This window comes from Acidovorax sp. LjRoot74, assembly GCF_964254355.1.
Taxonomy (GTDB): Bacteria; Pseudomonadota; Gammaproteobacteria; order Burkholderiales; family Burkholderiaceae_C; genus Acidovorax.
The window spans coordinates 350,822-374,450 of record NZ_CAXUTI020000001.1 but is presented as its reverse complement, the minus strand read 5'-3'; the positions used below and the strand labels follow the sequence as shown (position 1 = coordinate 374,450).

The following is a 23,629-nucleotide window of genomic DNA, read 5'->3' as shown; positions in this document are numbered from 1 at the left end:
TAGCTGCCAGCGCCCCTTTGAAAAGCGCTGGCAGCTATTGTTTTTGAAGTAACGCACCATGCGCCTCGGCATCCGCCTGCTGTTCGCCTTCTTCCTCATCAACGGCATCGCTGCGTTCTTTGTGCTGCGCGTGTTCATGGCCGAGATCAAGCCCAGCGTGCGGGAGGTGATGGAGGACATGATGGTGGACACGGCCAACATCCTGGCCGAGCTGGCCAGTGAAGACCTGGCCGCCGGGCGGCTGGCGGCGGAGGCCCACAACAGCAGCACCAGCCCGTTTGCCCAGCATGTGCGGCGCTACGCCACGCGGCCCATCGATGCGGCGATCTGGGGCTTTTCCAAGCAGTCGCTCGACTACCGCATCTACGTGACCGACACCACGGGGCGCGTGCTGTTCGACTCGGAAAACCGTGCCATCGGTGCCGATTATTCGCAATGGCGCGATGTGGCGCGCACGCTGCGCGGCGAGTACGGCGCGCGCTCTACGCGCGACGTGGAGGACGACGACACCAGCGGCGTGATGCATGTGGCCGCGCCCATCTATGTGAACAGCCAGATCGCAGGCGTGCTGACCGTGGCCAAGCCCACGCGCACGGTGCAGCGCTTCATCGACCGGGCCGAGCGCAAGGTGTTCATGGGCGGGCTGTTGCTGCTGGCGCTGTCGGCCGCTGTGGGCGTGGCGGTGACGCTGTGGATGGTGTGGAACGTGCGCCGCCTGCGCGACTACGCCCTGAGCGTGCAGGGCCCTGCCGATGGCGAGCGCCACGATCCGAGCCTTCCGCCCCCCACGGCCCTGGCCGTGCCCGAGGTGCCCGGCGAGCTGGGCGACCTGGCCCGCGCCATGGACCGCATGCGCGCGCGGCTGGAGGGGCGTGATTACATCGAGGGCTATGTGCGCGCACTCACGCACGAACTCAAAAGCCCCGTGGCCGCCATCCGGGGCGCGGGCGAACTGCTGCAGGACGAGCTGCCCGCCGCCGACCGCGCCGAGTTTGCGACCCAGGTGGTGCAGCAGAGCGAGCGCCTGCAGCGCATCATCGACCGGCTGCTGGAGCTGTCCAAGCTGGAGCAGCGCCAGCACGCCGAAGGCCGCGCGCCCGTGGCGCTGCACGACTGCGCCGAGGCCGCCATTGCCCAGACCCGCGCCCGCGCGGGGCAGCGCGGCATCGCCCTGGCCCTGAAAGGGCACGGCACCAGCGGCCCGTGGGAGGCCGAACTGGTGACGCTGGCGCTGACCAACCTGCTGGACAACGCCATCGACTTTGCGCCCGCCGGCAGCACGGTGCGGGTAGAGCTGGACGGCGCCACGGTGGCCGTGCAAGACAGCGGCCCCGGCGTGCCCGACTACGCGCTGCCGCGACTGGGCGAGCGCTTTTTCACCACCGCCAGGCCGGGCGGCGAGCGCAGCGGATCGGGCCTGGGGCTGGCGATTGTGCAGCGCGTGATGGCGCTGCATGGGGGGCGCATGGCGACACGCAATACCTCCCCGGGGTTGCGGGTGACGCTGGAGTTTCCCGCCGGTTAGCGTGGAGGGAACAGGTGCAATGCCAGCGCCACGACTAGCAAGGCCAATGCCACCAGGTCCACCCAAACGACCGTCACCAACGAAGCACTGAGCGTGCTGTTCGGCTGCACCCACGACAGCAGCAGGAACGACACCACACTCACCAACCCCGCCACCAGGGCCAGCCGATGCAGTTCGGGGCGCAATGCGGCATATCCCAAGAAGGCGGCCAGCAACCCGAAGAGCACGGCACGGTGGCGCAACAACAGTTCCACGCCCGTATCCCGCACTGAAATGCCGTACAGCTGCACCAGTTTGTCCGCACCAAGAACACCCACCAGCGGTAGCGCGTGGATCACTGCCACCACAACCAACACGACCGGAATCCCATAGCGCATGTAGAACTCCTTCACTGCAATGCGCCGTTTGTAGGCCCCAGGCAAGTGGCTGTCGATGACATGGCAGGTCATGCAGCGCATAGCGCCACTTCACACCCGCCTCACAAACTTCATAGCGCCCTCACAGCGCGCCACAACACTGCCTCCACAACAGTCACTTGTGGAGGATCTTTTGTTCAAACACCCCTTGTTCACCAAGCTGGCGGCGCTGACCGCCATCACCGTGTTGCTGCTCTTTGGCCTGGGCCTGATCGAAGACGTGGTGCGCGACCGGCTGCGCTACCGCAGCATCACCGCGCAAAGCGTGGCCGAGAGCCTGGCCGGACCGCAGACGCTGATGGGCCCCATGATCCACAGCGCCTGCGTGGAGAGCTGGGATGAAGAAGTCGGCAAGGGTGACGAGCGCCGCATGGTCGAAAAGCGCCGCGAGTTCATCCTGACCGCCATGCCCGAGCAGCTCAAGCTCACCACCGGCGCCGCGATGGAAGAACGCGCACGCGGCCTGCACAAGGTGAACACCTACAACCTCAAGGCCAACGTGACGGCGCAATGGGGTTCGCTGGCCAGCCTGCTGCCGCAGAGCAGCATGAAGAATTCGCGCATGCACTGCGGCGCGCCCATCGTGATGATGGCCGTTGGCGATGCGCGCGGCATCCGCACCGCGCAGTTCACGATGGGCAGCCAGGCGCTGGCCCTCAAGCCCGGCACCTTCCACCCCACCTACAGCCGGGGCCTGCATGCGATGCTGCCCGAATCCGTGCGCGGCAAGGCCGACGGCCTCACGGCCACCTTGGACCTGGAACTGGTGGGCACCGAGCGCCTAGCCATCGTGCCACTGGGCGGCAACACCGAGGTGCTGATGACCAGCAGCTGGCCCCACCCGTCGTTTGCCGGGCGCTTTCTGCCGTCGGAGCGCGAGGTCAAGAAGACCGGCTTCTCGGCCCAGTGGCGCCTGTCGTCGCTGGCCACCACGGCGCAGGCCGACATTGCCAGCGGCAAGCGCATCTGCCTGGGCGCAGATGAGGGCAGCGACTATGCACACAGCGGGGCCACGCCGGGCGACTGCGCCGACAGCTTCAGCGTGGCCTTCATCGACCCGGTGAACCCCTATTCCCTGTCGGACCGCGCCACCAAGTACGGCGTGCTGTTCATCGCCCTCACCTTCGTGGCCGTGGGCCTGTTCGAGCTGATGAAGAAGCTGCGCGTGCACCCGGTGCAGTACCTGCTGGTGGGCAGCGCGCTGTGCAGCTTCTTCTTGCTGCTGGTGAGCCTGTCGGAGCACCTGCCGTTTGGCATCTCGTACGCGGTGGCCGCCAGTGCGTGTGTGCTGCTGCTGGCCTATTACGCCAGCCACATGCTGGGCGGGCTCACGCGCGGGGTACCGCTGGGGGCGGGCATTGCGCTGCTGTATGGCCTGCTGTACGTGCTGCTGCAGCTGGAGCAGACGGCGCTGGTGGTGGGGGCGATTGCACTCTTCCTGGTGCTGGCGGCGGTGATGGTGCTGACGCGCAAGGTGAACTGGTACGGGCTGTCGCAAGGCGGCGGCACACCGGGCCGCCCTATGCCTCCCAAGCCTCCGTCCACGCCGTCGGTGCCGCCCACGCCTGCCGCGCCCACCGCAACGGCCCGTCCTATGGCCCCGCGCACGGAGGCTGCATGACACCCGGACCCACATGCCCCCCACCTGGTCTGCCGCCGGCTGCCGGCCCCTGGGCCTTGCATCTGGTCCACAGCCCGGGGGGCACAGCCCCCTGCACGCAGACACTGACGGCGGCCGAAGCCGCACGTGTGCAGCGCCACCGCGACCAGTTGATGAACGCGCTGCGCGCCCGGGACCGGGTGGCGCTGCTCAGCGCCAAGCAGCAGGTGCTGGAGGCGGCCTTCAGCCCCTGCGAGGCGACCGGCGTGGCCGGTGTTGCAACAGCGCCATCGCCCGCCTTGCGCCGTGCGCTGCGTGATCTGACCTGGCGCATGGCGGCGCTGCTGCTGCCGCGCAGCCCCCGGTACTGAGCCGGTGGCCAAACCCGGCATGCCCGCATAGGCATGCCGGGTTTTTTCACATCTTCAAAGCCAAAAACACAAAGAAATACGGCCTTTGCGCGCACCCATATTGCACCACCAGCTATCAAAAGCAGAGCATCAGAACTTTGCTAGACCACCACCGTGCGGCTGCGACCTTCGCGCTTGGCGGTGTACAGCGCGGAATCGAGCAGGCGCAGGGTCACGTCGAGCGGGCGCAGCGGGTCCAACAGCGTCAACCCCATGCTGACGGACAACCGATGCGGCGGTTCGATCCCGGGCAGGGGCTGCTGGGCCAGCGCGGCGTGCACACGCTGCGCCACGGCCTGGGCCTGCTCCACCCCGGTGGCAGGCAGCAGGGCCATGAACTCTTCCCCTCCCCAGCGACCCAGTACGTCGGCCGCGCGGAACACATCGCGGCACAAGGAGGCAAACAGCTGCAGCGCCTGGTCCCCCACATGGTGGCCATGCACGTCATTGATGCGCTTGAAGTGGTCCAGGTCCATCATCAGCAGGCAGGTGGGCTCACGACCCCGCTGCAGCAGGGCCAGCTCCTGCCGCAGGCGGTCGGTGAAGGACCGGCGGTTGGCCAGCCCGGTCAGCACGTCGGTGTGGGCCAACACCGCCATCTGCTGGCGCGCGGCGTCCAGCTCGGTCAGCATCTGGCCCTGGCGGTCGTTGGCACGTTGCAGCTCCAGCAGCCGGACCACCTGGCGCGCCAGGGCACTGAGCAGGTCCTGCACACGCTGCGAGAGCTGGCGCGGGCGGTGGTCCAGCACACAGAGGGTGCCCAGGGCGTAGCCGTCGGGGGTGACCAGCGGGGCGCCAGCGTAAAAACGCAGCGGGTGTTTCTGGGTGACGATGCCGTAGTGCGCAAACCGCACATCCTGGGCCAGGTCGGGCACGATGAACACACCCGGCTGCCGGATGGCGTAGCGGCACACCGATTGGTCCAGCGGAGTCTCCCGCTCAGGCAGCCCCTGCGCGGACTTGAACCACTGGCGGTCGCGGTCCACAAAACTCACCAGGGCCACGGGCGCATCACACACATGGCCTGCGATGTCGGCCAGCTCGTCGTAGGCTGGCTCCATGGGGGTGTCGAGAATTCCGTAGCGATGCAGGGCCAGCAGGCGCTCGGTGTCATCGACCGGTGCTTCGGGGGAGGAGGTTGCGGCCATGGAGCAAAGCGGCCATGCCGCCCACACTTGCCTTGAAGAAAGGCAGCATGCCACACAAGTGACGCCCGCGCACGGGTAGAAGCACGCTTGCGGCCGCACACGGCATGCCGCGCCGGGGCGGGCCGACGGGGTGGTGCGTAAGGGCTGAGTTTCCTGGTGCGGCAGTAGCTACAGCCCTGTGGCCTGCTCTCCCGGTCTTCAGGCCGCAGCGGTTTGCCGGTTGGGGGCGTCTTCGCGGCCCCCTGCGGGCGCCTCGCCCGCGTCGGAGCAGGTGGCACCGCCACAGCCCTGGATCAGTTCACCGGGCAGCGCCTGCGGTGCATGCACCACGCCGGTGGCAGGGTCGAAACCCACGCGGCGCAGGTGCAACGCCAAAGCGGCATCCATGCTCTGCGCATGCTGGGGGAACCACAAGGCCAGCTCGCTGGCCATCACGCGCAGCACCTTCAGGTCGCCCTGTGCGGCACGGGCTGCGCCCTCACGCATCACCTGCAACACCACGCGGTGCTGCATGCTGTGGCAATTGCCCGAGGCAAACCGGGTGGAGGCCATCCAGGCGTCTTCCTGGCCGAAGTGCTGGTCGGTGTGCTCCACCAGCGCCTGCCACGCCAGTTGCAATTGCGCGTCCTCGGCCTGCTCCACGGCGGCCAGCAGATCGACGAACTCCCGGTGGGTGTCGTCCATCAAGGGCAGATCCAGGTTCAGCGCGTCCGACCATTCGAGTTGGGCCATGGGTGTCTATCCCTCTGCCATCCGGCAAAAAACAACGGGGGTAAAAATGGGAAAGCCCAGCTTAGAACCCGCCCTGCCACCCTGTATTGATGCAAGTCAGGCAATCCCGCCTGCACACGTTAAAAAGCCCCGCCAGGGCGGGGCTTGTGCGAGAAATTGTGCGGGGACCGCGATCAGCTCTTGCCGTACATGCGCTTGATGTCATCCACACAGGCCGACTTGGCATTGCCAGACAGCGCATCGCAGCGCTCCTTGGCCGCCTGGTAGTTGGCGTCGTTCTTTTCTGCGTTGGCTTCCTTGCGGGCTTCAGCCACGGCGGCGGCCTTCTCTGCCGGGTTGTCCGCTGGCTTGGCCTGCACAGCGGCCACCTTGGCGTCTTCCTTGGCCTTCACATGGGCGGCCTTGGCATCTTTTTCGCAGACATCCTTTTCATTGCCCTTGAGGTCGTCGCACTTTTCCTTGGCGACTTCGTAGGCAGCGTCAGCGCGGGCTTCGGCGACTTTCTGGGTGTTTCTGGGGCTGGGCTTGTACTGGGCGTCCAGCTCGGCCTTGGCCACTTTGTCCTTGCCCTTGGCTTCCTTCTGGCAGATGTCCTTGGCGTTGGCGCTCAAGGCATCGCATTTTTGCTTGTCGGCCTTGTAGGCGGCTTCAATGCTGTCCTTGGCGGCCTTGTGTTCGGCCGGGGTCATGGCAAAGGCAGATGTGGCCACCAGACCGGCGGCCACGGCGGCAATCAGCGTGCGTGCGGATTGGAATTGCATGGAGTTCTCCTCTGCATCAGGGTGGTGCAAAAAAAGGGGGGGAGGCGGGCAGCAGGGCCTGCCTGCTGCTGCGATGGGCGGGCAGCACAGCACGGGGTGTGCAGCCCCGGCCCATCAATCGTTGAAGTGGAAGCCCGGATGGCGTTCCTGCCATTCCTTGAGCTGCTTTTCGGCCGCTTCACGGGCCAGCCCCTGGCGTTCCTGCAGCTTGCCCAGGAACTGCTCGCGCTTGCCATCGATGACGTCCAAATCGTCGTTGGTGAGCTTGCCCCACTGCTCGATCATCTTGCCCTTGAACTGCTTCCAATTGCCCTTGATGGTGTCTTCATTCATGGTTGCATCCTTCAAAAACTTCGCCCTGGCCATCCACCCGGAATGCGTGGAAACATTGCGTGGGGCGATGGGTTCACTGTAAAAACGAATGCGTCGGAGGCCCGTAGTCCATGCCAAGCGGTGCGCGTGGGCGTCGGCCTACGGGGCTGAAGGACAGGGCCGACGACCCGGGCGCAGTGCCGCGTGCTGCAAGGGCTGGCAAAGGGCTGGCAAAGGGCTGACAAAGGGCCGAACGCCCTGCCGGGGCCTCGCCAGGCCACAAAGTGTTGCAATTGCCCATCACTCCGCGCCCTGGGCTTCCGCATACGCCCAAGGAACCGTTTCTCTTCGTAACACTTGTGTTCCCGGCCGCTGTCTGCCCTGTGATTAAGTGGAGGTTGCGCCATTTGGACAGCGCGCGTTTCACCACGATCACCATGAAAAACACATACGAGGAACCTCTGGCCACCCTGGTTGCAGAGGACGCAGAAGGCGCATCAGCCCCCCAGGTGCAACCCACCGTCGCGGGCCGAGGGCACGCGCCCGTATTGACGGCACTGTTCACCGCCACGGCTGCACTGGCCGCCTGCGGTGGGGGCAGTGGAGATAGCACGGGCGACACCCCTGGCACTCCGTCCCCCAGCCCCGCACCTGCGCCCGGGACCTCAGCGCCCAGCCCGGCACCGACCCCTGCGCCAGCCCCAACACCCGCACCAGGGCCCGGCAACTCCGCATCCCCCGCCGCCGCCACCGACCAAGAAGCAGCCCGCTTCCTTCTGCAGGCGCAGTTCTCGGCCTCCACCGCAGAGATTGCGGCCCTGCGCGCCACCACCTACGCTGACTGGCTACGCACCCAGTTCAGCGCGCCCGCCAGCCAGACCGGCTGGGACTGGCTGAACCAGCGCGGTTATGCCGCCATCAGCGACGATACGGCCTACTACGACAACTCCTACCCGGCGGATTACATGATCTGGAAGCAGCTCATGACCTCCCCCGACGGCCTGCGCAAGCGGGTGGCCCTGGCGCTGTCCGAGATCTGCGTGGTGTCGCTCACGGGGGTGGACATTACCTGGCGCTGCCATGCCATGGCCTGGTACTGGGACCAGTTGGTCAACAACGCGTTTGGCAACTACCGCTCCATCCTCGAAGACGTCACACTGAACGCGGCCATGGGGTACTACCTCAACACCCGGGGCAACCAGAAGGAAAACGCGGCCACCGGTCGCCAGCCGGACGAGAACTACGCCCGCGAAATCATGCAGCTGATGTCCATTGGGCTGGTGGCGCTCAACCCTGATGGGACGACCAAGAAGGACGGCGCGGGCAAGCCCATCGACAGCTACACGATGGACGATGTGACCAACCTCGCACGGGTGTTCACCGGCTACGACTACGACCAGACGCAGAACGTGCCCACCACCGTGCCAGGCACCTCGCGGGTGGTGTCCAACACCACCTTTGCACGTCTGCCCATGGCGCTCAATGCGTCGCGCCATTCCACCCTGGCCGCCACCTTCCTCGGCACCACCGTGCCAGCCAATACGCCCGGGGCTGCCGCGCTCAAGACGGCGCTGGATACGCTGTTCAACCACCCCAACGTGGGCCCATTCATCGGCAAGCAGCTCATCCAGCGCCTGGTGACCAGCAACCCTTCACCCGCCTACGTGGCGCGCGTGACGGCGGCCTTCAACAACAACGGCGCGGGCGTGCGCGGCGACATGCGGGCCGTTGTCCAGGCCATCTTGCTGGACGATGAAGCGCGCTCCCCCACCGGGCTTACCCAACCCGGCTTCGGCAAGCTGCGCGAACCCATGCTGCGCCTTGTGCAATGGGGCCGCACCTTCGGGCTGAACTCGGCCCAGGGTAGCTGGAAGATAGGCGACCTGACCGACCCGGGTTCGCGCCTGGGGCAGAGCCCGCTGCGTTCACCCTCGGTGTTCAACTTCTTCCGCCCGGGCTATGTGCCCCCATCCACAGCGCTGGCGACCACCGGGGCCGTGGCGCCCGAGTTCCAGCTGGTCAACGAAAGCAGCGTGGGCGGCTACCTCAACTACATGCAAGGTGTGATCCGCAGCGGCATTTTTGTGAACGCCCCGGAGCTGCCCAACAACGCCAGCACATCCAACAATGGTTACGACATCAAGGCCACTTACGCCAACGAACTGGCCATCGTGGCCGATGCCGATGCTCTGGTGGCGCGCATCAACTTGCTGATGTGTGCGGGCCAGCTCTCGGCCGCCACGGTCAAGCTGATCTCGGACGCCCTGAAGGCCACCCCCGTCACGGCGGCCAGCACGGACAACGCCAAGCTCGACCGCGTCGCAGCCGCCGTCTTCCTGGTGATGGCTTCGGCCGAATACCTCGTTCAAAAGTAAGCCCCGCCATGCACCTGCTTCAACCCGAACTTCACACCCGCCGCGCGTTCCTGCGCCGCTCCACCCAGCTGGGCCTGGCGGGCACTGCCCTGCCCTTTGCACTGAACCTGGCCGCCATGGGCGAGGCGGCGGCCTTCACGGCCACCGACTACAAGGCCCTGGTCTGCGTCTTCCTGTACGGCGGCAACGACTACGCCAACACCGTGGTCACCTACGACGACGACAGCTACAACCGCTACAGCACCATCCGGGGCGGCGGCTCCGGCCAGACAGCGGGCGGCATTGCGCTGGCCAAGGCTGACCTCACCCCCACCCTGCTGACGCCCACCACCGCCCTGCCCGGCAACCGCCAATATGCGCTGCACCCGGCCATGACGGGGCTCGCAGGCCTGTTCAACAGCGGCAAGGCGGCCGTGCAACTCAACGTGGGCCCATTGGTGGTGCCGCTGACACGCGCGCAGTACAACAGTGCTGACCGCGCCACCTACCCCGTGCCCCCCAAGCTGTTCTCGCACAACGACCAGCAGTCGGTGTGGCAGTCGTCCTCGCCGGAGGGCTCCACCGTGGGCTGGGGCGGCAATATTGGCGACCTGGCGCTGTCGTCCAACGGCAACTCGCTGTTCACCTGCATCTCGGTCACGGGCAATGCGGTGTTCCTGTCGGGCGACTCGGCCCTGCAGTACCAGGTCAGCACCAACGGCGCCGTGGCCATCAACGGCGTGAAGAACAACGTCTACGGCTCCTCGGCCGTGCGCACAGCCCTCACGTCGCTCATCCAGCAAGGCAGCACGCAGACGCTTGAAAACGAATACACCCGGGTCACCACCCGCGCGGTCACGGCCGAAAGCCAGATCACCAGCGGCCTGTCGGCCGTCACCCTGGCCACGACCTTCCCTAACAACAACTCGCTGGCCAACCAGATGAAGATGGTGGCGCGCCTCATCGGAGCGCGCTCGGCACTGGGCAGCAAGCGCCAGGTGTTCATGGTCTCGCTGGGCGGTTTCGATCTGCACGACAACCTCATTGCCCAGCAGCCCGTGCTGATGCAGCGCGTGAGCGAAGCCATGACCGCGTTCTACAACGCCACCGTCGAGTTGGGCGTGGCCGACAAGGTCACCGCCTTTACCGCCTCGGACTTCGGCCGCACGCTCAGCTCCAACGGCGACGGCTCGGACCACGGCTGGGGCGGCCACCACCTCATGGTGGGCGGCGCGGTCAAAGGCAAGGCCTTCTACGGCAAGGCGCCACCGGTGAGCAACACCAACACCACCGATGCCAACGACCAGTGGCACGTGGGCCAGGGCCGCCTGCTGCCCAGCACCTCGGTGGACCAGTACGCCGCCACGCTGGCCAGCTGGTTTGGCGTGAGCAACAGCGAACTGGCGGGCGTGCTGCCCAACCTCAGCCACTTTGGCGGGGCCGACTACCCGACCAACCTGGGCTTCATGACCTGATGCGAAACACGCCCTGAGCGGCTGCGCCGCTCAGGGCGCGCGCCAGGGGGCGGCCCTCGTTCGAGGCGGTGCCAATTCCACAGGCCGCCCGGAAGCTGCAAGCCCCAATAATGGAGGCATGACCACCTCCTCCGCTCCCTCGCCCCGCCCCCGTGTTGTCATCATCGGCTGCGGCTTTGGTGGCCTCGAAGCGGCCCGTGCGCTGCGCGGTGCCGCCGTGGACGTGACCCTGGTAGACAAGACCAACCACCACCTCTTCCAGCCCCTGCTCTACCAGGTGGCCACTGCCGGGCTGTCGGCCCCGGCAATCGCAGCGCCCATCCGGCACCTGTTTCGCCAGCAGCGCAATGTCACCACCTTGCTGGGCGAAGTCACGCGCATCGACGTGGCCCGGCGCAGCGTGCACCTGGCAGACGGCGGCCACCTCCCCTACGACCACCTCATCGTCGCCGCAGGCGCCACCCACAGCTACTTTGGCCGCGACGACTGGGCGGCCTATGCGCCCGGCCTCAAGACCCTGGACGACGCCTTCGAGATCCGCCGCCGCGTGCTGCTGGCCTTCGAGGCCGCCGAGAAAGAAACCGATCCCGTGCGCCGCGCCGACTGGCTCAACTTTGTGGTCGTGGGCGCTGGCCCCACGGGCGTGGAGATGGCGGGCACCCTGGCCGAGATCGCGCGCCACACGCTGCCCGGCGAGTTCCGCCACATCGACCCGGCCAGCGCCAAAATCATCCTGCTCGAAGGCGGCACCCGCGTGCTGCAGGCCATGCCCGAACGCTTAAGCCAGTGCGCCAAGGAACAACTCGAAAAGCTGGGCGTGGACGTGCGCCTGGGCGCCCGCGTCACGGCCATCGATGCGCAAGGTTTGAGGGTCGAATCAGCCTCCTCCGCGCAACCATCAAACCCCAATAGCTATCAAATAAATAGCAAATGCATTGTCTGGGCTGCGGGCGTGGCTGCCTCCCCCCTGGGCCGCCACCTGGCCGAAGCCACTGGCGCCCCCACCGACCGCGCAGGCCGCGTGGTGGTTGCGCCCGACCTGGGCCTGCCCGGCCATCCCGAGATCAGCGTGATCGGCGACTTGGCAGCCGCCAAGAGTCACATGCACGGCCACGAGCCCATGGCCGTGCCTGGCGTATCGCCCGGCGCCAAGCAGATGGGACGTGCCACCGCAGCCAACATCCTGCGCCGCCTGGCCGGGCAGCCCACCCAGCCGTTCCGCTACCGCGACTACGGCAACCTAGCCACCATCGGCCGCAACTCGGCCGTGGTGGACCTCACCTCGCCCGCCGGGCCGGTGCGGTTCTCAGGCTACTTTGCGTGGCTGTTCTGGCTGTTTGCACACGTGTACTTTTTGATCGGCTTCCGCAACCGCCTGGTCGTGCTGCTGGACTGGGCCTGGGCGTACTGGAGCTTTGCGCGCTATGCACGGGTGGTGACGGGGATCGAGGGCGGACCGCACCAGCCTCCCGCCCCCTCTTCGGCGAAGCCGCCCGGCTGAATTCCCAGCCTACCGCCCCACCTGTTCCACCCACGCCGCCAGCTCCTGCGCCACGCGGCCCGAGGCGTCGGCCAGTGCCGCCACCCCACCCGCAGCGTCGGCCGAGCGGGCGGGTTGCTGGGCGATGAATACGCGTTGGCCACGCAGGGATTCGCCCGCCGGTGTCAGTTCGACCACCGTGGCGCGCAGGCGCACCACGCCGCTGCTGTCGGTGGGGCTGGTGAACAGGTGGCTGAATTCCTCCAGCTCCACGCGCAGCACCAGCGGCAGCTTGCCGCCCTGGGCCGGGTCGCGGGCCTGGGCGGCGCCGTCGTCGGCTTTCAGGATGGCGCGGCGCTGGCCCAGCTGCTCGCGCAGGCGCTGCTGCACCAGCTGGGCGGGTGGCTGGCTCCAGCGCGCCTGGCTGTAGGGGCGCAGCTGCTGGCCGTCGGCATAGGCTAGGCGGTAGAGCACGGCGTTGCTGCCCTCGGGCAGGCCGGTGCTCTCCACGTCGGCCAGGGCCAGTGGCGGCAAGGGCGCACGGCGGTCGGTGGGCGCCGGGGCCACGGCGCCCGGGCCAAAGTCGTACAGCGCGGGTCGGGCGGGCGGGGCGGGCAAGGCCGAGCAGCCCGCCAGAATCAAGCAAAAAATGCCGCCTGCGCCTGCTGCATATGATTTTTTAGCTATGTTTTTCATAGTAACCATCCATTCCTCCGTGATCCGACTCACCTCTGCCTTGCCCGGCATTGCGTGCAACTGGCGGGGCATATCCCAGTGCACCCGTGGAGCTGGCTTCGCCAGGCCACTGGGTGCGTTCCCCTCCCGCGCAGCGAGGGAGGTGGAAGGCGCCGAAGGCGACTCAGGGGGTACTTCATGTCAAGGCGCAAATCCGGCCTCACCCGGCCCGGGCGGGATGCGGCCCGAGCCGTAGATGAACAGCTGCGGGTTGTCGGTGATGCCCCCGGCTGCACGCCCCAGCTGGCGCGCGGCGCGACCGGTGTCGTCGGCGGCGCGGTTCACGCGCGGCAGGGTGCTGCTGCTGAACTGGTCGGCCGCGCGGGCGAGCGACTGGGTTCCGATGGTGATCTGGTCAATGGCGCCACCTTCGGCGTTGAGGCGCTGGGTGGTCTTGCCCAGGTCTGCCGCCAGGGCCGACACACCGGCGCCCGCCTGCTGCAGCGATTGCAGAGTCTGGCGCGCGTCGCTGGCCAGGGGTGGCAGTGCGGCCAGGGCCGGGTCCAGGCGCTGGGTCACGGTGGCGTCGAGCCGCTGCGTGAGGGTGTTGACGCTGCCCGCCGCCTGGCCGATGTTCGACAACGCCTCGGTGAGCTTCTGCTGGTTGTTGTCGGAGAGCAGCTGGTTGATGCGGCGCGTGGCTTCTTCCACCTGGGTGAGGATGGCCGGGGCCTGCTCGGCCAGCTTGCCAAATGGCGAGGGCTTGAGCGGCAGGCGCGGCAGGCCGCTGGGGCCGGGGGGCAGCTCGGGGTAGGGCTTCTCGGCATCGTCCAGCAGGATGTGGGCCAGGCCGGTGACGCCCTGGTAGCCCAGCACGGCAAAGGTGGTGGGGCTGATGGGCGCCTGTTCGTTGACGGCGATGCGGATGAGCACGTTGCCGGTGACCTGCGGGTCAAACCCGATGCGCGTGACCTTGCCCACGGCCACGCCTTTGTAGCGCACGGCAGCCTGCGGCTGCAGGCCGCTCACACCGTCGCGGGTGGAGAGTTCGAACTGCTCGTAGCTGGCGTTGTCGCGCGTGAGCCAGACGGCCAGGCCCGCCAGCATGGCGGCGACCACCAGCACAAAGATGCCGGCGGCGAGGGCGTGGGACTTGTTTTCCATCAGCGGGGTTCCTTTGCGGGCGTGGGCGCAGTGGCGGGCTCCACGGGTTGCACCGGGGCCATGGCGCGCTGGCCACGTTCGCCCAGGAAGAAATGTTCGATGAACGGGTGCTTGAAGTGCGCCACCTCATGGGGTGGCCCGGTGACAATGACCTTCTTGTCGGCCAGCACGGCCACGCGGGTGCTGAGAGCAAACAGGGTGTCCAGGTCGTGCGTGACCATCACCACCGTGAGCCCCAGCGCCGCACGCAGCTCGCGTAGCAGGGCGCAGAAGTCGTCGGAGCTGCTCGGGTCCAGCCCGGCGGTGGGCTCATCGAGCAGCAGCAGCGGCGGGTCCATGATGAGCGCACGCGCCAGCGACACGCGCTTGACCATGCCACCCGACAGGTCGGCCGGCATGCGCGTGGCGTGTTCTGGCTTGAGGCCCACCATCTGCAGCTTGACCAGGGCCGCGTCGCGCACCAGGTCGTCGGGCAACGTGCCCTGTTCGCGCAGCGCAAAGGCCACGTTGTCGAGCACGTTGAAGGCCGAGAACAGTGCGCCATGCTGGAACAGCATGCCTACGCGGCTGGCCGCGCCCTCGCGCCCCATCTCGGAGGCCGGGCGGCCCAGCACCGTGACCTGCCCCCGCGTGGGCCGGGCCAGTCCGAGGATCTGGCGCAGCAGCACGGTCTTGCCCGTGCCCGAGCCCCCCACCAGCGACAGCATCTCGCCGCGCTGCACAGCGAAGTTCAGGTCCTGGTGCACGGTGAAGGCCTCGCTGCCTTTGCCAAAGGTGGTCCACAGGCCGCGCACATCCACAATGGGCGGCTCGCCCGGCGCGACGGCGATGTGTTCGGGTTGGGCGACGCGCTCAGTCATGGCTGCCCTTCCCATCTTTCAACAGACCCGTGACGCAAGATACTGACGCGCCCCCATGCCAGTGCCACCGTGGAGCTGGCTTTGCCAGGCCACGGGTGGCGTCCCCCCATCGGGGGGAAGACGCGAAGCGGCTCAGGGGGGGCTTCCTGGTCATATGCCGATGTTCTTGAAAGCCACCGCAAACAGCGCGTCCACGATGATCACCATGGTGATGGACGACACCACCGACGCCGTCGTGCCTTCGCCCAGGCTCTGCGTGTTGGGCTTGACGCGCAGGCCCCAGTGGCAGCCGATGAGCGCGATGAAGGCGCCAAACACCACCGACTTGGCCATGGCCAGGCCGAGGTTGCCGATCTTCACGGCGGCGGGCAAAGCCTGCACAAAGTAGGACGGCGAGATGCCCATCGAGATATCGGCCGCCAGCATGCCCCCGGCCAGCGCGGCCAGCGTGGTCCACACGCTGATAAGCGGCATGGCCAGCGCCAGCGCCAAGGTGCGCGGCATCACCAGCCGAAAGCCGTGGGGGATGCCCATCACGCGCATGGCGTCCAGCTCCTCGGTCACGCGCATCACGCCAATCTGCGCGGTGATGGCCGAGCCCGAGCGGCCCGCCACCAGGATGGCCGCGAGCATGGGCCCCAGCTCGCGGATGAGGGAGATGCCCAGGATGTTGACGATGAACGACTCGGCGCCAAACTGCCGCAGCTGCAGGCTCATCAGATAGGCCAGCACCACACCAATCAAAAACCCCACCAGCGCCGTGATGGGCAGGGCCGTGGCCCCCATGCGGTACAGGTGGCCGGACACATCGCGCCACGGCCCCTTGCGCGGCGCGCGCGCCAAGCGCACCAGGTCCAGCACCAGCTGGCCCACCATCTCCAGCAGGTGGCGCGCGTGGTCCACGCCATGCAGCACCAGCACGCCCAGGTGGTCGATCTGGTCGCCCAGGCGCCAGGGCTCGGGCGGGGGGGCAATGGTGGTGAAACCAGCCACGCGCGAGAGCATGGTGCGCTGGCCCTCGGTGCAGGCCAGCTGCGCGGGCCAGGCGTGTTGCCAGTGGTTCCAGAGCAGCTGGGCGCCCACATGGTCCAGCCACTGCAGTTCGCGCAGGTCCCAGCCCAGGGTGGGGGCCGCGGGGCAATCGCGCAACTGTGCGGACACGGCCTCCCACTGCGCCTCGGAGCCCAGCTCGGCCGCACCCCAGCGCCCACGCAGCTGCGCGTAAGGCCCCTGGGGCGTGTCGGCGCGAACAATGCACGGGATGTGGTCGGTCATGGGTCGGGCTGCCAAGGCAACCAGAAGGAAGTGGAAGTCAAGAAGCAGAAAGGAAGAGCGTGCATGGTAGCGGACCGTGCACGGCCCGCCCCCACCAGCCCCCGGATCGCAAGCACAGGCGGCCCTTGGTGGCATGTAATTATTATCAAAACAGGCTCCTGCGCGCTACCAGCAAACCCAAGCAGCTACCAAATATGTAGCAATCCACACACACCCTATCGACAGGGCCCGAGCGTTCCGCACAATGGCCCACCGTTACCACCCTTGTTCTTTGCCCCGCGATCCCACCCATGAGCGACACCACGTTTGACACCATCATCATCGGCGGGGGCACGGCCGGTGCCTTGCTCGCCAACCGCCTGAGCGCCGACGGCCGCCACCGCGTGCTGCTGATCGAAGCGGGCCGCAAGGACGACTACCACTGGATCCACATCCCCGTGGGCTACCTGTACTGCATCGGCAACCCGCGCACCGACTGGCTCTACAACACCGAACCCGACGCGGGCCTGAACGGCCGCACCCTGCGCTACCCGCGCGGCAAGACCCTGGGCGGCTGCAGCAGCATCAACGGCATGATCTACATGCGCGGCCAGGCGCGCGACTACGACCAGTGGGCCGAGCTGACGGGCGACGCCAGCTGGCGCTGGGACAACGCCCTGCCCTACTTCCGCCGCCACGAGGACCACTGGCGGCTGGACCAGCCCGGGGCCGTGAACGAAAATTTCAAGCGCCTGCACGGCAACAAGGCCACCGGCAGCACGGGCGAGTGGCGCGTCGAGAAACAGCGCCTGCGCTGGGACGTGCTGGATGCCTTTTCGCACGCGGCACAACAAGCGGGCATCCCGGCCACCGACGACTTCAACAGCGGCAGCAACGAGGGCGTGGGCTACTTCGAGGTCAACCAGAAAAGCGGCTGGCGCTGGAACACCGCCAAGGCCTTTTTGCGGCCCACCTGCTATGGCCGCCCCAACTTCGAGATGTGGACCAGCGCGCAGGCATCCAAGCTCATCCTCGAAACCCAGCCCGACGGCAGCCAGCGCTGCACCGGCGTGCTGGTGTGGGATGGCAACGAGATGGTCACCGCCCGCACCACGGGCGAGGTGATCCTGAGCGCGGGCGCCGTCAACTCGCCCCAGCTGCTGCAGCTGTCGGGCATCGGCCCCGCCGCGCTGCTGCGTCAGCACGGCATCGATGTGGCGGTGGACCTGCCCGGTGTGGGCGCCAACCTGCAGGACCACCTGCAGATCCGCGCGGTGTTCAAGGTGCAGGGCGTGCAGACGCTCAACACCATGGCCAACTCGCTGGTGGGCAAGGCCAAGATCGGGCTTGAATACGCGCTCAAACGCAGCGGGCCCATGAGCATGGCGCCTTCGCAGCTGGGCGCGTTCACCCGCAGCAGCCCCGACCAGCCCTACCCCAACATCGAGTACCACGTGCAGCCCTTGTCGCTCGATGCGTTTGGCGAGCCGCTGCACAGCTTCCCGGCGTTCACCGCCAGCGTGTGCAACCTCAACCCCACCAGCCGGGGCACGGTGAACATCAAGAACGCCGATTTCAAGACCGCCCCCGCCATCGCGCCCAACTACCTCAGCACGGCCGAAGACCGCCAGGTGGCGGCCGACAGCCTGCGCGTCACGCGCCGCATCGTGGCCCAGCCCGCGCTGGCCAAGTACCAGCCGCAGGAGTGGAAGCCGGGCGTGCAGTTTGAAAGTGACGCAGACCTGGCACGCCTGGCAGGCGACATTGCCACCACCATCTTCCACCCCGTGGGCACCACCAAGATGGGCCGCGACGGCGACCCGATGGCCGTGCTGGACGCCCAACTGCGCGTGCGTGACGGGCGCGGCGGTGTGGTGGCAGGCCTGCGCGTGGTGGATGCGGGCGCCATGCCCACCATCACCAGCGGCAACACCAACTCGCCCACGCTGATGATGGCGGAGAAGGCGGCCGAGTGGATCATCGCCGCGCGGCGGGCCTGACGCCCGGGGGATCGCGCAGGCCCGGTCAGCGGATACCGCCCACGTAGCGCGGCACTTCGGGCGGGGGTGGTGGAGGTGGCGGGGGAGCCGGTGGCGCCATGCGCTGGCGCACCACCTGCGCGGCCACGTCCAGCAACGGCCTGCGCGCTGCAGACACAGGCTCCTGGTGCACGGCGTGGTCCAGCCGGTCGGCCCATTCGGCCAGCTCGGGCGCGTTGTCCTCCTGCGCACGCAGGCGGGCAAAACGCACGATCTCCAGCGCGTACTCGGCATTGGCCGCCATCCATTCGGTGTCGGTCACGCGCCCCGTCTTGCGGCGCAGCAGCACGTGCAGATGGGCGGCAATGGCAAGCTTGTCGGAATCGGGCATGGTCGGCTCCTTATGGCATTTCAGTCATCCAGGGCGCTGTGGGTCAACCCCCTAGGTGCTCGCGGTGCTGGGCGATGTCGAGCCCGGTCTGCTCGCTCTGCTCGTCCACCCGCAGGCCCATCGCAAAGTTGACGAGCCACAGCAGCGCGGCCGTCACCACCAGGCTGTAGGCCATCACGGCGCCCACACCAATGGCCTGGGTGAGCAAGCTGCCTGGCACACCACCCACCGTGCGGCTGGCCAGCACGCCCGTGAGCAGCGAGCCAACGATGCCGCCAATGCCATGCACGCCAAACACATCGAGCGAGTCGTCCACCCGCAGCAGGCGCTTGAGCCCCGTGGCGCCCCAGTAGCAGGCCAGCCCGGCCACCAGGCCAATCACGACGGCCGAGCGCAGCGTGACAAAACCGGCAGCGGGAGTGATGGCTACCAGGCCCGCCACCAGCCCGGAGCACAGCCCCAGCAGCGACGGGCGCCCGCGCACCACCCACTCGCCCAGCATCCACGCCAGCGCCCCGGCCGCAGCGGCCAGGTGCGTCACTGCCATGGCCAGCCCGGCACGGCCATCGGCCGCCACGGCCGAGCCCGCGTTGAAGCCAAACCAGCCCACCCACAACAGGCCCGCGCCCGCCATGGTGAGCCCCAGGCTGTAGGGCTCGAAGGGCTCGCGGCCATAGCCCGTGCGGCGGCCCAGGAACCACGCGCACACCAGCCCGGCCACACCCGCATTCACATGCACCACCGAGCCGCCCGCAAAGTCGAGCGCCCCCATCTGCGCCAGCCAGCCACCCGGCTCCCACACCCAGTGCGCCACCGGGGCATAGACCACCAGGGTCCACAGGCCGACGAACACCAGCATGGCGGCAAACCGCATGCGCTCCACCAGCGCGCCCACCAACAGCGCGGCGGTGATGATGGCAAACGTGAGCTGGAACATGGCGTACACCGATTCGGGGATGTGGGGCGCTACATGGCTCACCGCGAGCTTGCCGCCTGCGAGGTCAAAGTCCAGCCCCGCAAACCCCGCACGCTCCCAGCCCCCCAGCCAGGCATTGCCGGGCGTGAAGGCAAGGGAATACCCCGCCACAAACCACAGCAGGCTGACCAGCGCCGCAATCGCCACCACGCTGGCCATGGTGTTGAGCACATTCTTCTTGCGCACCATGCCCGCATAGAACAGCGCGATGCCCGGCAGCGTCATGAGCAGCACCAGGGCGGTGGAGGTCATCATCCAGCCGGTGTGGGCGGCATTCACCGTGTCCTGGGCCACCAGGGCGGGGCGGGTGAGGGGCGCCGTCACAGCGGGGGCCTCCGGCACGCCCTGCGCCAGGGCGCAGGTACAGAGCCCCAGACACAACGACACGACCGCAACGACCCGGTGGTTGACTGCATGCATGCACGCTCCCTTACGCAATTTGTTACGAACGCATTGCACGAGCCATGCCAGCCCCATCCCACCGAATCGGGGCACAGCCCCCTGCGGCAAGCCGCCCGGTGCCCAACAACGGGGGGCGGGAAACCCCCAATGCACCAGCGGGGTGCAGCCGTTACAGTCATGGCACTCGAAAGCGCGCTTCGGTGTGCCAAGCGAGGGGCCCGAGGAGACACTCTTTCTACCAACAACCAAATTCAAAGCACCCAACGAGGTGCATCACTTTCCAGGCGCTGGCGATCCCAGCGCCTTTTTCTTGCCCGTTCGAAAAGTGACCCCGGGCGCCCAGCGCACAAGTTCAGTCCTGAATTGATAGCACTCCAGGTGCGAAAATAGCGCCATGGAATGGATTTTGATGACCCTGGCCTCGCTGCTCGCAGGCTTTGTGGATGCGATCGTGGGGGGCGGAGGGCTGGTGATGGTGCCCGCGTTGTTTGCAGCGTTTCCGGGGGCGCCACCGGCCACGCTGCTGGGCACCAACAAGGCGGCCTCGGTGTGGGGCACGGCCATGGCCACCTGGCAATACAGCCGCCGGGTGCAGATCCGCTGGCAGGCCATGCTGCCTGCTGCGGCGGCCGGTTTCGCCGGGTCGTTTGCGGGCGCCTGGGCCGTCACGGTGATCTCGGCCGACTTCCTGCGCAAGCTGCTGCCTCTGGTGCTGCTGACCGTGCTGGTCTACACCCTGGCCAAAAAGGAGCTGGGCCGGCACCACACGCCGCGTTTTGCGGGCCGCGCCGAGGTGCTGGTGGCCGGGCTGATCGGCGTGCTCATCGGTTTTTATGACGGTTTCTTCGGCCCGGGCACCGGCAGCTTCTTTGTGTTCCTGTTCGTGCGGCTGCTGGGCTACGACTTCCTCAACGCCTCGGCCTCGGCCAAGCTGCTCAACTGCGCCACCAACATCGCCGCCATCGTGCTGTTTGCGGCCAAGGGCCATGTGTGGTGGCACTTTGCCGTAATGCTGGCCGTGGCCAATGTGGTGGGCAGCCTGCTGGGCACCCACATGGCGCTCAAGCACGGCACCGGCTTTGTGCGCGGCATCTTCATCCTGGTGGTGAGCACGCTGATCCTGAAGACGGGCTACGACGCATTCTTGCGCTAACGCCGGGCCCGAAAACCGCTCCCGAAAGTTCGGGAGCTCCGTCTAAACCTGTTGTGAATAGGCACACAAGCGCCCGCTGGGGGTTGTCCGCAGTGTCAAGGAAAAAATTCACAACTTTATAATCGTGTCCATTTGATGACGGCTGGCTTCGCCATTGGCGATGACTCCGTCCGCAATCCCCGAGCCTCCGGCCTGCTTACCCGCATGCCGGATTTTTTGTACCTGAAATACCCCGTACAGGACCCATCCCATGAAATTGTTCAAGGCTGTCGCCACCGCCCTCGCGCTCTGCGCCGCATTTGCCGCCCAGGCCCGGACACTGGACGAGGTGAAGAAGGACGGCAAGATCCTCATCGCCACCGAAGGCCAGTTCGCCCCGTTCAATTTCTTCAACGGCACCACGCTGACCGGCTTTGAAGTGGAAGTGGCCGAACTCGTAGCCAAGAAGATGGGCCTGACCATCCAGTGGAAGACGCTGGGCTTCGACGCTCTGCTCACCGGCCTGCGCCAGGACCGCTGGGACCTGGTGATTGCCTCGCACGGCATCACTGAAGAGCGCGCCAAGGCCGTGACCTTCACCGAGCCCCACTACTGCTCGGGCGGCATGATCATCGCCATGGACCCCGCCATCAAGAGCGCCAAGGACCTGGCCGGCAAGATCGTGGCCGTGCAGACCGGCACCAGCTACCTCGAAAACGTGCAGAAGGTCTCGTCCATCAAGGAAATGAAGAACTTCCCCACCGACGTGGACGCGCGCAGCGCCCTGAACTCGCGCCGCGTGGACGCCTGGGTGACCGACCGCTTCGTGGCCAAGGCCGTGGCCGAGAAGAACCCCGGCGCGGGCTTCAAGCTGGGCGACATGCTGTTCATCGAGCGTATCGCCGCCGCCGTGGCCAAGGGCAACAGCTCGCTGGCCGGTGGCTGGAACAAGGCCCTGGCCGAAGTCATGGCCGATGGCAGCTACGCCGCGCTGTCCAAGAAGTATTTCAACGAAGACGTGCGCTGCCAGTAAGCACACCCAGGGTTTTTCTTCATGCTCACTGCCCTTTGGCCACAGCGCTGGTCTCGCCAGCAGCGCAGCAACGCCACGCTCGTCTCCGCCGTCGTCCTGATGGTGCTGGCGCTGGCGCTGCTGGGCCAGTTGCTCTCCTTCCTGCCCGAGCCCATTGGCTCCAACGCCCAGGCTTTTTCTGATGGCGCGCGCACCACGCTGTGGCTCACGCTGATCAGCGGAAGCGTCGGCCTGGTGCTGGGCACCGGTGCGGCCCTGGCCCGCACCGCACGCTGGGCCGCTGTGCGCTGGGCAGCCAGCTTCTACATCTGGGTCATCCGCGGCACGCCACTGCTGGTACAGATCCTGTTCGTGTACTTCGCGCTGCCGGTGCTGGTGCCGGGCCTGAACCTGCCGGACTTTGCTGCCGCCGTGCTGGCCCTGGGCCTGAACGTGGGTGCCTACAACGCCGAGGCCATCCGCGCCGGCCTGCTGGCCGTGCCCCGTGGCCAGACCGAAGCCGCCAAGGCCTTGGGCCTGGGCCGCATGCATGTCTTTCTGGACGTGGTGTTTCCGCAGGCGTTCAAGATTTCGTTGCCACCGCTGGTGAGCAACTTTGTCGCGCTGCTCAAGGACTCGTCGCTGGCCTATGCGATTGGCGTGGTGGAGCTGACCAACGTGGGCAACCGCATCCAGTCGGCCACCTTCCAGCCCATCGCCACACTGTCCACCGTGGCTATCACCTACCTGCTGCTGACCACGCTGGTCACGCAGATCTCGAACGCGGTGGAATACCGTTTCGACGTGGAAGGCCGCAATCAATGACGACGGGCCAAGCCACTCCTTTCATCGTCGTGGACCGGGTGTGCAAGTCGTTTGGCGCCCACCAGGTGCTAAAGGACGTATCGACCACCTTCAACACCGGCGAGGTCACCGTGATCATCGGCGCCTCGGGCTCGGGCAAGAGCACCTTGCTGCGCGCGATCAACCGGCTGGAGCCCCACGACAGCGGCACCATCACCATCGGCGGCGAGCCCGTGGGCGACGACCAGCACCTGCTGCAAAAGCAGCGCAGCGAGGTCGGCATGGTGTTCCAGCAGTTCAACCTGTTCGGCCACATGAGCGTGCTGGACAACGTGACGCTGGCGCCGCGCCGCATTCGCCACACACCACGCGCGCAGGCCAACGAGCAGGCCCTGGCCCTGCTGCGCCGCGTGGGCATGCAGGACCATGCGCACAAGTACCCCTGGCAGCTGTCGGGTGGCCAGCAGCAGCGCGTGGCCATTGCGCGCGCGCTGGCCATGCAGCCCAAGGTGATGCTGTTCGACGAACCCACCTCGGCCCTCGACCCCGAGATGGTGCAGGAGGTGCTGGACGTGATGCGCGAACTGGCCCGTGGCGGCATGACCATGATCGTGGTGACCCACGAAATGGGCTTTGCGCGCGAGGTGTCCGACCGCGTGATGTTCTTTGACCAGGGCCGCATCGCCCATGACGCCCCACCCGCCGAGTTCTTCAACAACCCCGGCAGTGACCGCATCCGCACCTTCATTGGCCGCATGAGCACCTGA

22 protein-coding genes are annotated in these 23,629 nt (G+C 67.1%); 11 read left to right on the top strand and 11 right to left on the bottom strand.

The window, feature by feature from the left end; translation table 11 throughout:
* Positions 1-58: 58 nt before the first annotated feature.
* Entirely contained in the window at positions 59-1,525 is a 1,467-nt protein-coding gene (gene creC / locus ACSQ3O_RS01740; RefSeq protein WP_436137660.1) for a two-component system sensor histidine kinase CreC, read from the top strand.
* On the opposite strand, the gene ACSQ3O_RS01735 is transcribed toward creC, so the two are convergent.
* Positions 1,522-1,974, bottom strand: coding sequence for a phosphopantetheine adenylyltransferase (locus tag ACSQ3O_RS01735; RefSeq protein WP_436137659.1), 453 nt, complete (start codon positions 1,972-1,974; stop codon positions 1,522-1,524). The genes creC and ACSQ3O_RS01735 overlap by 4 nt on opposite strands.
* A 100-nt stretch (positions 1,975-2,074) precedes the next feature.
* Between ACSQ3O_RS01735 and creD the strand changes: the two genes are divergently transcribed.
* Both creD and ACSQ3O_RS01725 read left to right on the top strand, forming a co-directional pair.
* Positions 2,075-3,562, top strand: coding sequence for a cell envelope integrity protein CreD (gene creD, locus ACSQ3O_RS01730; RefSeq protein ID WP_436137658.1), 1,488 nt, complete (start codon positions 2,075-2,077; stop codon positions 3,560-3,562).
* A 56-nt stretch (positions 3,563-3,618) separates the two neighbouring features.
* The gene (locus ACSQ3O_RS01725) at positions 3,619-3,912 is read left to right on the top strand and encodes a hypothetical protein (RefSeq protein ID WP_436137657.1); all 294 of its coding nucleotides are present in this window, start codon (positions 3,619-3,621) and stop codon (positions 3,910-3,912) included.
* A gap of 140 nt (positions 3,913-4,052) precedes the next feature.
* Here ACSQ3O_RS01725 and ACSQ3O_RS01720 read toward each other — a convergent pair whose 3' ends face one another.
* The 4 genes from ACSQ3O_RS01720 to ACSQ3O_RS01705 all read right to left on the bottom strand — a co-directional run bounded on the left by ACSQ3O_RS01720 (position 4,053) and on the right by ACSQ3O_RS01705 (position 6,925).
* A complete protein-coding gene (locus ACSQ3O_RS01720) occupies positions 4,053-5,099 on the bottom strand; it encodes a sensor domain-containing diguanylate cyclase (protein ID WP_436137656.1) in 1,047 nt (348 codons plus the stop codon).
* A gap of 198 nt (positions 5,100-5,297) precedes the next feature.
* Positions 5,298-5,831: a hemerythrin domain-containing protein gene (locus tag ACSQ3O_RS01715; RefSeq protein WP_436137655.1), complete on the bottom strand. Its 534-nt coding sequence runs from the start codon at positions 5,829-5,831 to the stop codon at positions 5,298-5,300.
* A gap of 173 nt (positions 5,832-6,004) precedes the next feature.
* Positions 6,005-6,592, bottom strand: coding sequence for a hypothetical protein (locus tag ACSQ3O_RS01710; RefSeq protein ID WP_137749056.1), 588 nt, complete (start codon positions 6,590-6,592; stop codon positions 6,005-6,007).
* Positions 6,593-6,706: 114 nt separating this feature from the next.
* On the bottom strand, positions 6,707-6,925 hold the full coding sequence (locus ACSQ3O_RS01705) for a CsbD family protein (RefSeq protein ID WP_137749057.1): 219 nt from the start codon (positions 6,923-6,925) through the stop codon (positions 6,707-6,709).
* Positions 6,926-7,341: 416 nt separating this feature from the next.
* Between ACSQ3O_RS01705 and ACSQ3O_RS01700 the strand changes: the two genes are divergently transcribed.
* The 3 genes from ACSQ3O_RS01700 to ACSQ3O_RS01690 all read left to right on the top strand — a co-directional run bounded on the left by ACSQ3O_RS01700 (position 7,342) and on the right by ACSQ3O_RS01690 (position 12,234).
* Positions 7,342-9,279 (top strand): DUF1800 domain-containing protein, encoded by a 1,938-nt coding sequence (locus ACSQ3O_RS01700; protein WP_436137654.1) that lies wholly within the window; start codon positions 7,342-7,344, stop codon positions 9,277-9,279.
* Positions 9,280-9,287: 8 nt separating this feature from the next.
* Positions 9,288-10,733: a DUF1501 domain-containing protein gene (locus ACSQ3O_RS01695; RefSeq protein WP_436137653.1), complete on the top strand. Its 1,446-nt coding sequence runs from the start codon at positions 9,288-9,290 to the stop codon at positions 10,731-10,733.
* A gap of 118 nt (positions 10,734-10,851) precedes the next feature.
* Positions 10,852-12,234 (top strand): NAD(P)/FAD-dependent oxidoreductase, encoded by a 1,383-nt coding sequence (locus ACSQ3O_RS01690; RefSeq protein WP_436137652.1) that lies wholly within the window; start codon positions 10,852-10,854, stop codon positions 12,232-12,234.
* 9 nt (positions 12,235-12,243) lie between these two features.
* Here the strand turns inward: ACSQ3O_RS01690 and ACSQ3O_RS01685 are convergent, their stop codons facing one another.
* The 4 genes from ACSQ3O_RS01685 to ACSQ3O_RS01670 all read right to left on the bottom strand — a co-directional run bounded on the left by ACSQ3O_RS01685 (position 12,244) and on the right by ACSQ3O_RS01670 (position 16,187).
* Positions 12,244-12,918, bottom strand: a complete 675-nt coding sequence (locus ACSQ3O_RS01685) for an ABC-type transport auxiliary lipoprotein family protein (protein ID WP_436137651.1) — start codon at positions 12,916-12,918, stop codon at positions 12,244-12,246.
* A 171-nt stretch (positions 12,919-13,089) separates the two neighbouring features.
* Entirely contained in the window at positions 13,090-14,052 is a 963-nt protein-coding gene (locus ACSQ3O_RS01680) for an MlaD family protein (RefSeq protein ID WP_436137650.1), read from the bottom strand.
* The gene (locus tag ACSQ3O_RS01675; RefSeq protein ID WP_436137649.1) at positions 14,052-14,912 is read right to left on the bottom strand and encodes an ABC transporter ATP-binding protein; all 861 of its coding nucleotides are present in this window, start codon (positions 14,910-14,912) and stop codon (positions 14,052-14,054) included. Before ACSQ3O_RS01675 ends, ACSQ3O_RS01680 begins: the two co-directional genes overlap by 1 nt.
* 150 nt (positions 14,913-15,062) lie before the next feature.
* A complete protein-coding gene (locus ACSQ3O_RS01670) occupies positions 15,063-16,187 on the bottom strand; it encodes an MlaE family ABC transporter permease (protein WP_436137648.1) in 1,125 nt (374 codons plus the stop codon).
* A gap of 290 nt (positions 16,188-16,477) precedes the next feature.
* On the opposite strand from ACSQ3O_RS01670, the gene ACSQ3O_RS01665 reads away from it, so the two are divergent.
* Positions 16,478-18,166 carry a GMC family oxidoreductase gene (locus ACSQ3O_RS01665; RefSeq protein WP_436137647.1) on the top strand — a complete coding sequence of 563 codons (1,689 nt, stop codon included), beginning with the start codon at positions 16,478-16,480 and terminating at the stop codon, positions 18,164-18,166.
* Between the two features lie 25 nt (positions 18,167-18,191).
* Here ACSQ3O_RS01665 and ACSQ3O_RS01660 read toward each other — a convergent pair whose 3' ends face one another.
* Positions 18,192-18,536: a hypothetical protein gene (locus ACSQ3O_RS01660; RefSeq protein WP_436137646.1), complete on the bottom strand. Its 345-nt coding sequence runs from the start codon at positions 18,534-18,536 to the stop codon at positions 18,192-18,194.
* 43 nt (positions 18,537-18,579) lie between these two features.
* The gene (locus ACSQ3O_RS01655; RefSeq protein WP_436137645.1) at positions 18,580-19,932 is read right to left on the bottom strand and encodes an ammonium transporter; all 1,353 of its coding nucleotides are present in this window, start codon (positions 19,930-19,932) and stop codon (positions 18,580-18,582) included.
* A 376-nt stretch (positions 19,933-20,308) separates the two neighbouring features.
* Between ACSQ3O_RS01655 and ACSQ3O_RS01650 the strand changes: the two genes are divergently transcribed.
* The 4 genes from ACSQ3O_RS01650 to ACSQ3O_RS01635 all read left to right on the top strand — a co-directional run bounded on the left by ACSQ3O_RS01650 (position 20,309) and on the right by ACSQ3O_RS01635 (position 23,629).
* On the top strand, positions 20,309-21,067 hold the full coding sequence (locus ACSQ3O_RS01650; protein WP_436137644.1) for a sulfite exporter TauE/SafE family protein: 759 nt from the start codon (positions 20,309-20,311) through the stop codon (positions 21,065-21,067).
* Positions 21,068-21,317: 250 nt separating this feature from the next.
* Positions 21,318-22,079, top strand: coding sequence for an ABC transporter substrate-binding protein (locus tag ACSQ3O_RS01645; RefSeq protein ID WP_063460967.1), 762 nt, complete (start codon positions 21,318-21,320; stop codon positions 22,077-22,079).
* A gap of 21 nt (positions 22,080-22,100) precedes the next feature.
* The gene (locus ACSQ3O_RS01640; protein ID WP_298451950.1) at positions 22,101-22,883 is read left to right on the top strand and encodes an amino acid ABC transporter permease; all 783 of its coding nucleotides are present in this window, start codon (positions 22,101-22,103) and stop codon (positions 22,881-22,883) included.
* Complete coding sequence (locus ACSQ3O_RS01635; protein WP_436137643.1) at positions 22,880-23,629, top strand: amino acid ABC transporter ATP-binding protein; 750 nt, start codon at positions 22,880-22,882, stop codon at positions 23,627-23,629. Before ACSQ3O_RS01640 ends, ACSQ3O_RS01635 begins: the two co-directional genes overlap by 4 nt.

What these genes read in the sequence shown, in the direction of transcription:
- ACSQ3O_RS01735 (WP_436137659.1), bottom strand. Translation starts at nt 1,974, where the DNA reads ATGACCTGCCATGTCATCGACAGCCACTTGCCTGGGGCCTACAAACGG.
- ACSQ3O_RS01670 (WP_436137648.1), bottom strand. Translation starts at nt 16,187, where the DNA reads ATGACCGACCACATCCCGTGCATTGTTCGCGCCGACACGCCCCAGGGG.
- ACSQ3O_RS01685 (WP_436137651.1), bottom strand. Translation starts at nt 12,918, where the DNA reads ATGGTTACTATGAAAAACATAGCTAAAAAATCATATGCAGCAGGCGCA.
- ACSQ3O_RS01650 (WP_436137644.1), top strand. Translation starts at nt 20,309, where the DNA reads ATGGAATGGATTTTGATGACCCTGGCCTCGCTGCTCGCAGGCTTTGTG.
- ACSQ3O_RS01640 (WP_298451950.1), top strand. Translation starts at nt 22,101, where the DNA reads ATGCTCACTGCCCTTTGGCCACAGCGCTGGTCTCGCCAGCAGCGCAGC.
- ACSQ3O_RS01710 (WP_137749056.1), bottom strand. Translation starts at nt 6,592, where the DNA reads ATGCAATTCCAATCCGCACGCACGCTGATTGCCGCCGTGGCCGCCGGT.
- ACSQ3O_RS01715 (WP_436137655.1), bottom strand. Translation starts at nt 5,831, where the DNA reads ATGGCCCAACTCGAATGGTCGGACGCGCTGAACCTGGATCTGCCCTTG.
- ACSQ3O_RS01675 (WP_436137649.1), bottom strand. Translation starts at nt 14,912, where the DNA reads ATGACTGAGCGCGTCGCCCAACCCGAACACATCGCCGTCGCGCCGGGC.
- ACSQ3O_RS01705 (WP_137749057.1), bottom strand. Translation starts at nt 6,925, where the DNA reads ATGAATGAAGACACCATCAAGGGCAATTGGAAGCAGTTCAAGGGCAAG.
- ACSQ3O_RS01645 (WP_063460967.1), top strand. Translation starts at nt 21,318, where the DNA reads ATGAAATTGTTCAAGGCTGTCGCCACCGCCCTCGCGCTCTGCGCCGCA.
- ACSQ3O_RS01695 (WP_436137653.1), top strand. Translation starts at nt 9,288, where the DNA reads ATGCACCTGCTTCAACCCGAACTTCACACCCGCCGCGCGTTCCTGCGC.
- ACSQ3O_RS01680 (WP_436137650.1), bottom strand. Translation starts at nt 14,052, where the DNA reads ATGGAAAACAAGTCCCACGCCCTCGCCGCCGGCATCTTTGTGCTGGTG.
- ACSQ3O_RS01655 (WP_436137645.1), bottom strand. Translation starts at nt 19,932, where the DNA reads ATGCATGCAGTCAACCACCGGGTCGTTGCGGTCGTGTCGTTGTGTCTG.
- ACSQ3O_RS01660 (WP_436137646.1), bottom strand. Translation starts at nt 18,536, where the DNA reads ATGCCCGATTCCGACAAGCTTGCCATTGCCGCCCATCTGCACGTGCTG.
- ACSQ3O_RS01635 (WP_436137643.1), top strand. Translation starts at nt 22,880, where the DNA reads ATGACGACGGGCCAAGCCACTCCTTTCATCGTCGTGGACCGGGTGTGC.
- ACSQ3O_RS01690 (WP_436137652.1), top strand. Translation starts at nt 10,852, where the DNA reads ATGACCACCTCCTCCGCTCCCTCGCCCCGCCCCCGTGTTGTCATCATC.
- ACSQ3O_RS01720 (WP_436137656.1), bottom strand. Translation starts at nt 5,099, where the DNA reads ATGGCCGCAACCTCCTCCCCCGAAGCACCGGTCGATGACACCGAGCGC.
- ACSQ3O_RS01700 (WP_436137654.1), top strand. Translation starts at nt 7,342, where the DNA reads ATGAAAAACACATACGAGGAACCTCTGGCCACCCTGGTTGCAGAGGAC.
- creC (WP_436137660.1), top strand. Translation starts at nt 59, where the DNA reads ATGCGCCTCGGCATCCGCCTGCTGTTCGCCTTCTTCCTCATCAACGGC.
- ACSQ3O_RS01665 (WP_436137647.1), top strand. Translation starts at nt 16,478, where the DNA reads ATGAGCGACACCACGTTTGACACCATCATCATCGGCGGGGGCACGGCC.